The organism is Antarctobacter sp., assembly GCF_048262615.1.
Taxonomy (GTDB): Bacteria; Pseudomonadota; Alphaproteobacteria; order Rhodobacterales; family Rhodobacteraceae; genus Antarctobacter.
Window position 1 is genome coordinate 13881 of the sequence record NZ_JBLXFB010000013.1, and the last position, 13014, is coordinate 26894.

Consider the following 13014-nt stretch of genomic DNA (forward strand, 5'->3'; position numbering starts at 1 on the left):
ACTGCCCCCTGCCATCAACAGGCAACCGCGCGGTTCCGGCGTATCGACGACCAGAGCGCAAGGCCGATCATGGCCACGCCTCCTAGTCCGGTCACCACTTCGGGGATATGCACGATCGACTGTGCGAACATGATCACCGACAGGACGATGATCGCGTAAAATGCTCCGTGCTCAAGATAACAGTACTGTTTCAGCGTGCCGCGCTCGACCAGCATGATCGTCATCGAACGGACGTACATGGCCCCGATCCCTAGCCCGATCGCAATCACCAGCAGGTTCTGCGACAGGGCAAATGCCCCGATCACCCCGTCGAAGGAAAACGAGGCATCCAGCACCTCGAGGTAGAGAAAGGCCCCTACCCCGCCTTTGGCCGCCCCTTCGAGGGCCTGCTGCGAACTGTCGAGCAGCGCGCCAAGCGCCTCGACCACGAGAAAGGTCATCAGTCCCCAGATTGCGGCACTAAAAAACGCATCCGCATCGGCGGCGCTTGACTGAACCGAGGAGAAGACAAGGATGAGCGCCAGGACCAGCATGATTTCAAAGCCGCGGATACCCGCGGCGCGGGCCATCCTGTCCTCGATCCAGCGCACCCAGTGCTCGTCCTTTTCCTTGTCGAAAAAGAAAGAGAGCCCAACCATCATCAGGAAGGTCCCGCCGAAGGCCGCGATGGACAGATGTGCGTCGTGCATGATGCGGCTGTATTCGCCCGGCTCGGCCACGGCTAGCACCAGCGCCTGCCACGGCCCCACCTTTGCAGCCAGCGCGACAATCGCCAGTGGAAAGACGATCCGCATGCCAAAAACAGCGATCAGGATGCCCCAGGTCAGAAACCGGCGCTGCCACTTCGGCGACATGGTCTTGAGCTTGTTGGCGTTCACGATGGCATTGTCGAAGGACAGGCTGATCTCAAGCACCGCCAGAACGGCGCAGATAAAGAAGATCGTCAGCGTGCCCGAGGCCGTGCCTGTGGCGTTCCAGCCGACGACTGCGCCGAGAAGCAGCCCTAGTGCCGTGACGGCAAAGGCCCAACGGAAATGATGGAGTATTGACTGTCCGGTCGGCTCAGCGCTCATCTTGCTTCATCCGGTGGTAGAAATACGTGTCATCCTTGGCTGCAAGCCATGCTTCGTAGGCGGCGCGGTTTTCCTCCTTCGTGCAGGGATAGAGGCCGATGATGGTGTGGCCTTCGGCCACGCGTTCCGCCACGAAAGCCTCGAAGGCGGTCATCTCGATACACTCATCCGCGACCTCGTCGGCGATCTCGGCCGGGACCACGATGACGCAATCCGCGTCACCCACGATCACGTCTCCAGGAAAGACCGGCGCATCCCCGCAGCCGATCGGTTCGTTGATGGCGATGGCCTCGTTGTTGGTCAGGTTCGTCGGGCTGGAGGGGCGCGAATGGTAGGCGGGCATTTCCAGCGTGGCGATGTTCATCCCGTCGCGAAATCCGCCATCCGTCACGACACCGGCCCCGCCACGTTTCATCAGCCGGGTGATGAGAATGTCCCCGGCTGAGGCGGCCTCGGCCTGCTTGCGGCTGTCCATGACCAGAACGTGCCCTTCGGGACAGGTTTCGATGGCGACGCGCTGCTTGTGCTCGGGGTTGCGAAAGACCTCGATTCCGTTGCGATCCTCGCGGGCGGGAATGTAGCGCAGGGTGAAGGCGGGACCGACCATGTTCTGCCCCTTCCAATCCACAGGATGCACACCCTGGATCACCTGGTGGCGCAGGCCGCGCTTGTAGAGCGCCGTGGCAATAGTCGCGACCGAGATATGCTGGAACTTGTTGCGGGTGCTCTCTTTCATCGTCGGGTCCTTGAGGTGAGTTTGATGGTTCAAAGCGCCAGCACCCAGCTGGGAACGGCGCCGATTTCGGTTCGGAAGACACGCCCTGGCAGCCCGTCCCGGTCAATTCGATAGACCCAGGCCTCGCCGCTCTTTTCGCCAAGGGCGATCACGTGGCGGCCGGTGGCGCAGAGATCAAAGGCGGTAGGACAGTCGGGCGCGGGCACGGCGCCGATCAGCTGCATCACGCCCTGCGCCCCAAGGCGATAGGCGAAGATCTGCGATGTGCTGCGTTCGGAAGCATAAAGAACATCTTGTCGTGGGCTTAGCCGCAACTCGGCCGCCCATGCCTTATCCGCGCCCGGCAACAACTCGACCCTGCCCTGCACGGACAAGACACCGGTTTCGGCATCCACGTCCAGCGAGGTCAGGGTCCCCGCAAATTCCGACAGCAGGTAAGCGCGTGTCCCGTCTGCCGCGAATACGATGTGCCGCGGCCCAGCTTCCGCCGGAAATTCGCGCCGGGCCAACGGTTTCAGATCGCAGCGCGCCATATCGAATGCGTAGCTCTGGACGAAATCGCCGCGCAAGCTGGTGGCATAGGCAAGGCCGTTCGGGGCGTCGACAAAGCAATGTGCCTTGAACGCCTCCTGTGTCATGATCGGATCGCCTGCCCGCCCGTCCTTGTCGATCGGGCTGACGGCAATCACACTGCCCGTGTTGGACGATGAGAGCACCCGCTGGCCGCACGAGGAGAGTGTGGCATAGCACATGCTTGCGGGCAGGCTGGCGTCTCCCAGGCAGGTCAGGCGGCGCGCATCGCGATCAAGGGCAAAGCTGAACAGCCGGAACGCATCGCCACGCCAGGCAGCATAGATCCGGGTCTTGCATGCGTTTGTAGCCATTGGCACGCCGCGACAGCGGCCCGTGGCCCCCGGCAAGGGCTGCTTGTCGATGACGACAAGCACGCCCGTCTCCGGGTCCAGAGAACAGAGCGCCAAAGCGCCCTCTCCTGCGAGGGCGATAGCCCAAAGGCCGTCCCCAATAGCGCATCCCGTGTCCGTCGCCGGAGCCATGAGCGATCAGGACTCCTCTGTTCGCTTCAAACGCAGGCGAGACCGCCGGCGCAAGCGGGGCTGAAAGAAGACGCATTCGCCAAAAGTGCCCGGCTCATAGGCGCCCTCGTTCTCCGGCATGTCGGCCACGTTGCGCTGGCTCGGGTACTTCTCGATTTCCTCTTCGACCAATTCGACGCCAAGACCGGGCGCGTCCGGCACCGGCAAGGCGCCGTTTTCAGCCTTGAGGACAGGTGTGACCACTTCGTAGCGGCCCGGCCAGTCGATCTCGACCCGTTCCAGCATCAACACGTTCGGGATCGTGGCCAAGACATGCAGCGCGGCAAATTCCGCCACCGGCCCCAGAGAGCCGGAATGCGGTGCCATCGTGATGTAATGGGATTCGGCCATTGCCGCCATTTTGCGCATCTGGGTGATACCGCCGGCACGGCCCGTGTCAGGTTGGATCACGTCCACAAGGTCGCGTTCGATATAGGGGCGGATGCCCCAGATGGTGCTAACGCGCTCGCCGGCTGCCAGAGGGATGTCCACCGCGTCACGTACCCGTTGCAATGCGTCCAGGTTCTCGGGTGCAACCGGATCCTCGTAGAACAGCAGATCCAGCTGCTCCAGCTCGCGCCCGACGGCAATCGCGTCGGCGGTGGTCATCCAGGACGGTCCATGTGCATCGACCATCACGTCCGCATCTGGTCCAACCGTGTCGCGGATCGAGGCCACCAGTTCGAGGTTAACGGCCCCTGTAAAGCCCACCTTCACCGCGCTGTAACCCCGGTCCATCAGTTCCTGCGCACGCTCCGGCGACTTGGCGTGTCCATAGACGGGGATAGTGTCGCGGAACTTGCCGCCCAACAGGTTCCAGACCGGCTGGCCCAGCACCTTGCCCTTGATGTCCCACAGCGCCATTTCGATGCCGGTCAAGGCACCACCACCGACTGTGCCGGTCATGCCGTGGCCCATCGTGGCGACGTAGAGCCGCTGCCAAAGCCTGTCGATGTCGCGCGGGTCCTCACCGACCAGAACATTGGTCAGATCCTGCACCGCGCGTTCGATCACACGCGGCCAGCCGGAACATTCGCCGATGCCGTAGATGCCCTCGTCTGTTTCGACCTTGACGAAAAGCCAGTTGCGCGAGCCACGGAACGATCCCGCCCCCGCAGGCATTCCCGGCCGCGATCCCACCTGCATCAGAAAGGTCTTGATCTCTGTAATCTTCACGGGGCGGTCCTCAGTTTGCTTCTTGGTAACGAACGCGTTGCTTCTGCCCGCGAACGCGCGGATCGGCGACGGGCACAGCAGACAGCAGCGATTGCGTGTACTTGTGCTGCGGCGCATTACAGACCGTTTCCGTATCGCCCGTCTCGACGATCTGGCCCCGGTACATGACGGCGATGCGGTCACAGAAATACCGGATCACCGCGATGTCGTGGCTGATCAGGATAAAGCTCAGGTCGAGCCGTTCCTGAAGATCAAGCAGCAGATCGAGGATCTGCGTCCGCAGGCTGACGTCCAGCGCCGAGGTCGCCTCGTCCGCGATTATGATGCGCGGGTTCGGCGCAATCGCGCGGGCAATCGACACGCGCTGCCGCTGGCCGCCGGAAAAGGCGTGCGGATAGCGCATGTAGGCCGTGTTCGGCAGCCCGACCAGCTCCAGCAGTTCAAAGACCCGGTCGCGGATCTGCTGCGACGTCATCTTGCCCTCGACCACCAGCGGTTCGGCAATGATCTGGCCAATCGTCATCCGCGGGTTGAGCGAGGAAAACGGATCCTGGAACACTGTCCGGATGTCGCGCCAGGGCTGCGCCAGCTGGTCTTCGGTCAGCGGGGCGAGGTCACGTTCCTCTCCGTCCTCGTTGGTGTAGAGGATCCGGCCCGAGGTGACATCATGCACACGTTGCAGGCAGCGCCCCAGCGTGGTCTTGCCAGACCCGCTCTCGCCGACAATGCCCAGGTTTTCACCTTTGCGCAGTTCCAGGTCAGCGTCATTGACCGCGACCAGCCCCTTCACCTCGCCCCCGAACCAGCTCGTGCTGCCGCCAAAGACTTTGCGGACATTGTCCGACACCAAGCAGGGTGCGCCGATCGGGCGGACCTTGCGCATTTCAAGACGGCGTTCCGAGGGATGATCCAGTTCGCGCACGGAGTTCAACAGGCGCTGGGTGTAATGGTGCTGCGGGTTCTCGAAGATGTCGTAGACGTCTCCGGTCTCCACGACCTTGCCAAAGCGCATGACGGCGATTTCATCCGCGATTTCCGCCACCACTCCCATGTCGTGCGTAATGAACAGAACCGCCATGTCGCTTTCGTCCTGGATCGAGCGGATCAGATCGAGGATCTCGGCCTGGATGGTCACATCCAGCGCAGTCGTAGGCTCATCCGCGATCAGCACGGTCGGATTGCAAGCCAGGGCCATGGCGATCATCGCGCGCTGCCGCATCCCGCCCGAGAACTCGAAGGGAAATTGGTCGATGGCCTTGCCCGGGTTCGGGATCTCGACCTTGCGCAACAGCTCAAAGGTTCTCTCGCGGGCCTCCTTCTTGGAGACAGGCTCGTGCAGGCGGATCGCCTCGCCGACCTGGTCGCCGATCCGGTGCACCGGCGAGAGCGAACTCATCGGTTCCTGGAAGATCATGGCGATGTCGCGACCGCGCAGGTTGCGGATGGCCTTGGACTTGGGATTGAGCTGCAAGAGGTCGACCGTGTCCTCGACACCGCCAGCGCGCGCCGTGCGGTGGCGATGCAGCAGCGCCTGCCCGCCGGTCACGCGGCCCGGCGGATCGACGATCTGCAGGATCGAGCGCGACATTACGCTCTTGCCCGAGCCGCTTTCCCCGACGACGCAGAGCGTCTTGCCCGCGTGTAGTTCCAGAGAGACATCGTCGACCGCACGGAAATTGCCGCGCTTGGTCACGAACTCCGTGGTCAGGTTCTTGAGTTCCAGGACCGTCGTTTCTGCATCTGTTTTCATGGCTGTATTGCTCATCAGTGGCTGTCCTGTGCATAGGGATCGGCAGCGTCGCGCAAACCGTCGCCAAGGAAGTTCAGTGCCAGAACCGCAAGGCAGACCGCGCCACCCGGAACGAAAAGCCAAGGCGCCTGGGCGATGGAGCGGACGTTCTGGGCCTCTTTCAACAACACGCCCCAGGAGATGATCGGCGGCGTCAGGCCAAGCCCGAGGAAGGACAGCGAGGTTTCCGCGATGATCATCACCGGGATCGCCAGCGTCACCGAGGCGATGATGTGGCTGACCATCGAGGGCATCATGTGGCGAAAGATCACCCGGCGCCGTTTACAGCCGTCCAGCCGGGCGGCGGTCACGAACTCCTCAGTCCGGAGGGCAAGGAAACGGCCTCGGACTACTCGCGCCAATTCGGTCCAGGCCACCAGCGACAGGATGATCGTGATGGCGAAGTAGCGCGTCAGCGGTGACCAGTCCTGCGGCAGCGCCGCGCTCAGGCCCAGCCAGATCGGGATCGTCGGCAGCGAAATCACCAGCTCCACGATTCGCTGGATGAACATGTCGATCCGTCCGCCGTAGTACCCGGAAATGCCGCCAAGGATCAGACCCAGCACTAGGCTGAGGCTGACACCGATCAGGCCGATGGACATGGAAATCCGCGTTCCATAGATCGTCCGGCTCAGCATGTCCCGGCCCAGCCGGTCCGCCCCGAAGAGGAAGAAGTGCTCATCGGGATTTTCGGTGGTCAGGAAGTGCCGCTCCATCGGGAACACGCCCCAAAGCTCATAGGGATCGCCTTTGCCGAAGAAATCCAGATAGATCTTCTTGTCCGGGTCGGGGGTGTAGGTGGTCTGGAGCGTGAACTTGTCCCGCTCCATCGTCTGCGCGATTACATGGGGGCTGATCGACCAACCGCCATCGGCATCACGGTCGATGAACCGGATCATCTGTGGCGGATGGTAGATGTCGGCCGATGAGGTCGCATTCGGATCAAAGGGGGCAAGAAATTCTGCAAAGGCCCCGATCACATAGAGCAGCAGCACGATCATCAGGCCGGTCATCGCCAGGCGGTGCTTGCGGAAGGACACCCAGATCAGCCGCCATTGGGACGCGAAGTCTTCGGGCGATTGGGCCAAGGCGCGGGGGTCGATTTCGGAATTAGCAGTCATTTGGGTCACCGGAAGCGAATGCGCGGGTCGATCACCGCGAGCAGGATGTCAGAGACGAGCATCCCGACGATTGACAGGCAGCAGAGCAGCAGGATGAAGGCGCCAGCCAGGTACATGTCCTGCGCCAGAAGCGCTTGCAGCATCAGCGGCCCCGAGGTCGGCAGCGACAGCACAAAGGCAGTAATGACGGCGCCCGAAATCAGTTGCGGGAAGGCCCAGCCGATTGTCGATATGAACGGGTTGATCGCGATCCGCACGGGGTACTTCATGATCAAGCGCCACTCGGACAGGCCTTTGGCTCGGGCTGTCGTAACGTAGGGTCGATACAACTCGTCCAGCAGGTTGGCCCGCATGATGCGCACCAGGCTGGCAGTCGCGCTGGTGCCGAGGATGATGACCGGGATCCAGATATGCGCGGCAAGATCGCCGATCTTGGCCAGGGACCAGGGCGCATCCTGGTACTCCTCGGAGAAGAGGCCCGAGACGTCGGCCCCGAAATGCACCACCGCGACATACATGAGCACCAGTGCGAACAAGAAGTTCGGCATCGCCAGCCCGATGAAGCCGACAGTCGTGAAGAAATAATCGCCGATCGAGTATTTCCGCACCGCCGAGTAGATCCCGATGGGCAGGGCCACGGCCCAGGTGAACATCAGGGTCGCCAGCGCCAGCGTGACGGACAGCGCCATGCGCTCCCAGATCAACTGGCCCACAGGCTGCTGCCATTCGAAGGAAATCCCGAAATCGCCCTGAAGGACGCCACCGATCCAGCGCAGGTACTGGATGATGAAGGGCTGGTCGAACCCATAGCGTTCGCGGAGCGCGTCCAGCCTGGCTTCGTCCACCACGTCGCCGGATTGCGCCAGCGTCGCGGCGAAGGATGTCAGGTAGTCGCCCGGAGGCGCGGAGATCAGCGCGAAGGCAATGAGCGAGACCGCGAAAAAGAACGGGATTGCCCATAGAATACGGCGCGCGATGTAGACGAGTAACATCAAGAGACCCCTGTTTGCTTTGTTCTTGGGTCGGCGTGAGCCAATGTGGAATGGATGGCTGCCACGGACGGCAGGCCTCGGTCGGAGTGTGAAGGTCGGGACGGGTGTCTGACAAAGGGAGTTGGAGGAACCTTCGCGGTCACCCGGAAAGTGTTGCCATCGGGCAGACGCACCCCGTCCCGTAGTCGGCTAGTGCCGGTCAGGGAGTGCGCGGCGCTCCGCCAGGGAGCGCCGCAAAGGTCGACGTTACTCGTCCTTCCAGAACCACGTTTGCGGCAAGGTCGGCGAAGGTGTCGGATAGTACCAGGAGCTTGGCATGCTGTCCGGCACGTTCATCAGGTCGTTCTTGACGATGCCGTAGGTCGGCACGGCCTTGGACACACCGAGAACTTCGAAGTTATCCGCAGCGATATCGGCAATCTCATGGAAGGTGGCGATACGTTCCTGCGGATCGGTCAGACCGCGCGCCTTGTCATAAAGCTCAAGCCGCTTCTTGACGTTCGCGGGCGGTTCTTCGCCTGCCGTGCCACCGCTGAGGTACCAGTCACGCCATGCGATGCCATAGCGGCTGTCGTGGTGAACGGGGACCAGCATCTGCGGGATCTGGCCCGGAACCCAGCTTTGCGTCGCACGCCAGACCGCGGCGTCGTGGTCGTTGCTGTTGGAGGTGCGCTCATAGAAGAACGTCCGCTCCATCGGATTGATTTCCATATCAATCCCCAGCTCGGCCCACTGCTGCTCGATCAGTTGCAGGGAGTCCACCCAGGTCGGATCAAAGGTCGGGATGACGTCGATCTGGAAGCGGACCGGCTCGCCGTTCTCCATCCGGCGAATGCCGTCTTCACCACGTTCGAGGCCAAGCCCGTCAAGCAAGGCGTTCGCCTTTTCGGGATCGTACTCAAGGAACTGCGTCGCGATCTTTTCGTGGTAGTAGGGATGATCCTCGAACGGCCCATGCTGCCACGGTTCACCCTCGCCCAGCATCACCGTGTCAATGATCGCCTGACGGTCCATGCCCAGGGACAACGCGATGCGGAAGTCCTTCTGGTTGAACAGGGCCCGCATGTCGGGGTCCTTGTGAGTCAGGTTGAAGCTGATGGACATATCGGTGCCGCCGGTCGACTTGGCCTCGAAGAAGTGGTAGTCTCCCTTCTCGCGGTTCTCGGCCAGGACGGGCCGGTTGGCCGGCGGATCGATGTGGCGCAGGCCGAAATCGACTTTGCCGCCAATCACGGAGAGAATCAGGCTTTCGACATCCTGGTCGATCGGCGCTATCACCTGGTCGATGTAGGGCAGCTGGTTGCCCTCGGTGTCGATCTGCCAGAAGTAGGGGTTACGCTCCATCACCACCCGCGTGGTGCCGCCGACATAGGGCTCCTTGATGATCCAGGGGTCCAGCGTCGGGCGCTCCGGGTTGCCCCAGCGGGCCGGGATTTCCAGGTCACCGCATTTCTGCAGGAACAGGTTCTGCCAATCGGTCGCGTCGTTCGCCTCGATCAGCGCGCCGATGTCGTCGTTGTACGACGGCAGGAACTGCGAGCAGTAGTGCTTGGCATAGAGCACCGGGTGCTGACCCAGCGGGCTGGCGAGTTCGGCGAGGAAGTCGCCATAAGGCTCTTTGAAGGTGAAGCGAACGGTATAGTCGTCCAGCTTTTCGGCCTTCAGCGGCTCCCCACCCGATGTATAGCGCGGCGGCGTCGGGGCAAATTCATTGTTCAGGACCAGATCCTGAATGTTGAACATCACGTCATCTGCGGTGAAGGGTTCACCGTCCGACCACTTCATCCCGTCACGCAAGTAGAAGGTGAAAACACGGCCGCCCTCGGTCACCTCGAAACGCTCGGCCACGTTGGGCACGACCTGGGTGTACTGCGGATCCCAGCGCACAAGGCCCTGCGGGCCGACAACGCGAAGAATATGGTTGTGGTCGGAACTGCCGCGCAGGTAGATCCGGAGATCGCCGCCATAGTGACCCACGGCATTCAGAGGCGTGACCACTTCAGGCTCTTCGCCCACGCGCTCGGCCACGGGCGGCAGATCACCGGCGGCCACCAGGTCCGCAAGCGCCGGGGCTTCGCCGGTTGCATCCTGCGCAAACGCCGGAAGCGCAAGCAAGGGCGCGATGGCCACACCCCGCATCAAGCGGGCTGTCAGGCTCCCGGCCCAGCCGGAACTACCTCTCGAAGTGTCTCGTTGCATTTCGATCCTCCCTGTTATCCTGCGCGCCCTTCGGCCAAGGGCTCCTCCCCATGCCAATCACGGCGCGCACCAGAATGGGTAATGCAGCAATTTACATTTATCAATGGTAATCGTACATTATTTTGAGTATCCATCATGAGAAGATGTATCGAGCCGCCTGGAGAATCCGTCAGCTCAGGTCCATAAGCAACTATATTTACAATGGTTTCTCAAGAATGGGAGGAGAAAGATAGACAATGAAACTTCCAAAGTATCATACATTATCCCATTGCGCAGAGACAACGATCACAGGGCGGCACGACACGTCTACGTCCTTGCGGGCTCTGCCACACGTATGCACGCGCAAGCCGATCGCGCATCCATGCACGGCGCCGACGCCGGACCCCGCGGTCTGATTGCGTGAAATCCGCCCCTTATGACCACACCCGGCCAGCACGCCCGCGACTGCCTAAAGGTATCAAAGACATGTCCGACTCAAGAACTTCCGCCATTGTTGCGCAGCCAGGCATGAAGGGAGAAATGCCCTTCCGCTCTGACAAACGTATCGCGCTGACAGGCGGGTCCGGCCGGGTCGGCACCGCGATTCGGCACTACCTGTCGGGGCATGTGGCAGGCATAAAGATCGTGGACACGGCAGAACCGGAGAATCTGGGCGCAACGGAAAGCTGGGACCAGGTGGATATTTCCGATGGCGCGGCGCTTACGGCCAGCCTGGCCGATGTGGACGCGATTGTGCATCTCGCGGGCTACCCCAACGAACGCAGCATAGACGACATCCTGCGCGTCAATGTCCTCGGGACGCACAACGTTCTGGAAGCGGCGCGGCGCAATGGAATCGGTCGCGTGGTCTATGGGTCTTCGAACCACGCCGTCGGATTTTACCCCCGCCAGACGGTGGTGTCCGAAGCCGACCCGATGCGCCCCGATTCGCTCTACGGGCTCAGCAAGTGCTGGGGCGAGCTGGAGGCGGGGCTCTATTTCGACAAGTTCGGCATCCGCACCATGAATATCCGCATCGGAAACGCCGGGGACCGCCCCAAGGACGCCCGGGCGCTGAACATGTGGGTCAGTTCCCGTGATCTCGCGCAACTGGTCATGATCGGGCTGGAACATCCCGATATCACCTGCACGACGGTCTATGGTGTCTCGCATGTTCCCGCCGGCTGGTGGGACAACAGCACCGCAACGGCCCTTGGCTACAGGCCCGCCGATTCCGCCGAGGCGCTGGCCGGCCCGGACACGACACGCGAATACCCCACGCACCTGCCCGAGATCGCCGAACATTTCCAGGGGGGCCGGTTCTGCGTGATCGACCATGACGGCAAGATGCGGCAGCGCCTCCCATGAGCCGTTCGTCTTCGTCTATCGGAAGCTACCACCGGCTCGAGCGAGCTGACGAATGCTCCATTCGCAACGCTCAAATCGAAGCGCGTTTCGCCCCCTGGGCAGGTGGGCGCATAGTCTCGCTCAGGCACGTCGATCACGGTGACATCCTAGTACCATTGAACGATCTTCATTTTGCCCCGGACGCTTGGCCGAAAGCCGGCGCTTTCCCATTGTTCCCGTTTCACAACCGCATTCGCGATGCCTACTTCACTATGAACGATCGCCGGGTTCGGCTTCGCCCGAACATGGCAAACGGCAGGGACGTCATGCACGGTCCGGCGCACCAACGCCCTTGGGACATCACCGAAATCGGCCCGACACTCCTAGGGATGACTTTGAACTACCACGCCGACGATGACTGGCCCTTCGACTTTACCGCAAGCCAAAGGTTTGAGCTTTGTGAGGATGGCCTTTCAATCAGTCTGAAACTGATAAACTCAGGCAAGACAGCCATGCCCGGTGGTATAGGCTGGCACCCCTATTTCAAACCTACATCCGATGACTCTATAAGAGTTCACTCGGCGAGGCCGGCGAAAAAATCCCGCGCAGGCAACAGGCCAGGCGCCAATGACCCGATCACGCTTGATGTAGCCCATCATTATTCTGGGTGGACGCATTCCACCGTGCGGATCGACACCGAGACCAGCGCAACAATCTCGCTCAAGGGTGATGCCGAGCTGTCTTACTGCGCGGTTCTACACAAGGCAGATTACCTGTGTATTGAACCTGTATCTCATCTCGCAGGCGCATTTGATGCCGCGCCCACCTTGTGGCCCGAGACTGGGCTGCGACTGTTAGCACCCGGAGCGTCAATGAAAGGCACCGCCAGATTGCGCGTTTTCTGACCTCTGGAGCATCAAGGGAGCGCGTGCACCACACGTCGTAGGCACCTCGCCCCCCCTTCCGCTACGGCGTAGATTGAAGATTTCGCGAAGGTCTAGGGCTTTGGTCCCTCGATCTGTTGAGCGGGATGGCCTTCGAAGATCGCGTGCAGGGTCAATTCGATGCAGATGAAATGCCCGGAGAGCTGATCTTGCAGGTTGCGATCAAGGAGGTGGGTATTGCCCCGTTCCCGGCTCTGACTTCATGTCCGGCAAACAAAGCATTCTTTCTGGTCAGAACGATGTGACGAATCTGGGTGCGACCGGATTGGTGTCCAGTTCGAGCCGCCTGTCTTCGAGGAATCGCTTGAGCCCCGACCAGATGGAAAGTGGGTACTGGATGCCCCCGGCCAGCTTCGAGGATTTGGGGATGCAGAATAGGTGTGCTTCGAACCAGGGTAAGAAGGCGGCGGTGAGCAAAACCTAGTTTACCAGAAGCTGATCGATCCTGGCCACGTCGCGCATTGCTCACTCTCCGGAGCTACACAAACGGTTTTGGCCCTTGGCGTGGTCACACGCCCGCTTGATGTGCCGTCCTATCCCGGTCGATCCGAGGACAAGCAGCCC

Annotated in this window: 11 protein-coding genes; 2 read left to right on the top strand and 9 right to left on the bottom strand. The window is 61.5% G+C overall.

Going from position 1 to position 13014, the window contains the following annotated elements:
- Nucleotides 1–14: 14 nt before the first annotated feature.
- From ACN0S5_RS14745 to ACN0S5_RS14780, 8 genes are all read right to left on the bottom strand, one after another.
- Nucleotides 15–1073 carry a DUF475 domain-containing protein gene (locus ACN0S5_RS14745; RefSeq protein WP_417209454.1) on the bottom strand — a complete coding sequence of 353 codons (1059 nt, stop codon included), beginning with the start codon at nt 1071–1073 and terminating at the stop codon, nt 15–17.
- Nucleotides 1063–1809: a ribonuclease activity regulator RraA gene (locus ACN0S5_RS14750; RefSeq protein ID WP_417209455.1), complete on the bottom strand. Its 747-nt coding sequence runs from the start codon at nt 1807–1809 to the stop codon at nt 1063–1065. Before ACN0S5_RS14750 ends, ACN0S5_RS14745 begins: the two co-directional genes overlap by 11 nt.
- Nucleotides 1810–1838: 29 nt before the next feature.
- On the bottom strand, nt 1839–2789 hold the full coding sequence (locus tag ACN0S5_RS14755) for a lactonase family protein (RefSeq protein WP_417209457.1): 951 nt from the start codon (nt 2787–2789) through the stop codon (nt 1839–1841).
- 81 nt (nt 2790–2870) lie between these two features.
- Complete coding sequence (locus tag ACN0S5_RS14760; RefSeq protein ID WP_417209458.1) at nt 2871–4079, bottom strand: mandelate racemase/muconate lactonizing enzyme family protein; 1209 nt, start codon at nt 4077–4079, stop codon at nt 2871–2873.
- 10 nt (nt 4080–4089) lie between these two features.
- Nucleotides 4090–5844, bottom strand: coding sequence for a dipeptide ABC transporter ATP-binding protein (locus ACN0S5_RS14765; protein ID WP_417209459.1), 1755 nt, complete (start codon nt 5842–5844; stop codon nt 4090–4092).
- On the bottom strand, nt 5844–6989 hold the full coding sequence (locus ACN0S5_RS14770; RefSeq protein ID WP_417209460.1) for an ABC transporter permease: 1146 nt from the start codon (nt 6987–6989) through the stop codon (nt 5844–5846). The genes ACN0S5_RS14765 and ACN0S5_RS14770 overlap by 1 nt, the downstream gene beginning before the upstream one ends.
- A gap of 5 nt (nt 6990–6994) precedes the next feature.
- Nucleotides 6995–7981, bottom strand: a complete 987-nt coding sequence (locus tag ACN0S5_RS14775) for an ABC transporter permease (protein ID WP_274576881.1) — start codon at nt 7979–7981, stop codon at nt 6995–6997.
- Nucleotides 7982–8227: 246 nt separating this feature from the next.
- Nucleotides 8228–10120 carry an ABC transporter substrate-binding protein gene (locus tag ACN0S5_RS14780; RefSeq protein ID WP_417209569.1) on the bottom strand — a complete coding sequence of 631 codons (1893 nt, stop codon included), beginning with the start codon at nt 10118–10120 and terminating at the stop codon, nt 8228–8230.
- A 567-nt stretch (nt 10121–10687) separates the two neighbouring features.
- On the opposite strand from ACN0S5_RS14780, the gene ACN0S5_RS14785 reads away from it, so the two are divergent.
- On the top strand, nt 10688–11527 hold the full coding sequence (locus tag ACN0S5_RS14785; RefSeq protein WP_417209462.1) for an NAD-dependent epimerase/dehydratase family protein: 840 nt from the start codon (nt 10688–10690) through the stop codon (nt 11525–11527).
- Nucleotides 11524–12411 (top strand): hypothetical protein, encoded by an 888-nt coding sequence (locus ACN0S5_RS14790; RefSeq protein WP_417209463.1) that lies wholly within the window; start codon nt 11524–11526, stop codon nt 12409–12411. The genes ACN0S5_RS14785 and ACN0S5_RS14790 overlap by 4 nt, the downstream gene beginning before the upstream one ends.
- Before the next feature lie 270 nt (nt 12412–12681).
- Here ACN0S5_RS14790 and ACN0S5_RS14795 read toward each other — a convergent pair whose 3' ends face one another.
- Nucleotides 12682–12867: an IS66 family transposase gene (locus tag ACN0S5_RS14795; RefSeq protein WP_417209464.1), complete on the bottom strand. Its 186-nt coding sequence runs from the start codon at nt 12865–12867 to the stop codon at nt 12682–12684.
- Nucleotides 12868–13014: the final 147 nt, after the last annotated feature.

Coding starts and splice junctions, on each gene's coding strand:
- ACN0S5_RS14745 (WP_417209454.1), bottom strand. CDS start 1,073: ATGAGCGCTGAGCCGACCGGACAGTCAATACTCCATCATTTCCGTTGG.
- ACN0S5_RS14750 (WP_417209455.1), bottom strand. CDS start 1,809: ATGAAAGAGAGCACCCGCAACAAGTTCCAGCATATCTCGGTCGCGACT.
- ACN0S5_RS14765 (WP_417209459.1), bottom strand. CDS start 5,844: ATGAGCAATACAGCCATGAAAACAGATGCAGAAACGACGGTCCTGGAA.
- ACN0S5_RS14770 (WP_417209460.1), bottom strand. CDS start 6,989: ATGACTGCTAATTCCGAAATCGACCCCCGCGCCTTGGCCCAATCGCCC.
- ACN0S5_RS14775 (WP_274576881.1), bottom strand. CDS start 7,981: ATGTTACTCGTCTACATCGCGCGCCGTATTCTATGGGCAATCCCGTTC.
- ACN0S5_RS14780 (WP_417209569.1), bottom strand. CDS start 10,120: ATGCGGGGTGTGGCCATCGCGCCCTTGCTTGCGCTTCCGGCGTTTGCG.
- ACN0S5_RS14785 (WP_417209462.1), top strand. CDS start 10,688: ATGAAGGGAGAAATGCCCTTCCGCTCTGACAAACGTATCGCGCTGACA.
- ACN0S5_RS14790 (WP_417209463.1), top strand. CDS start 11,524: ATGAGCCGTTCGTCTTCGTCTATCGGAAGCTACCACCGGCTCGAGCGA.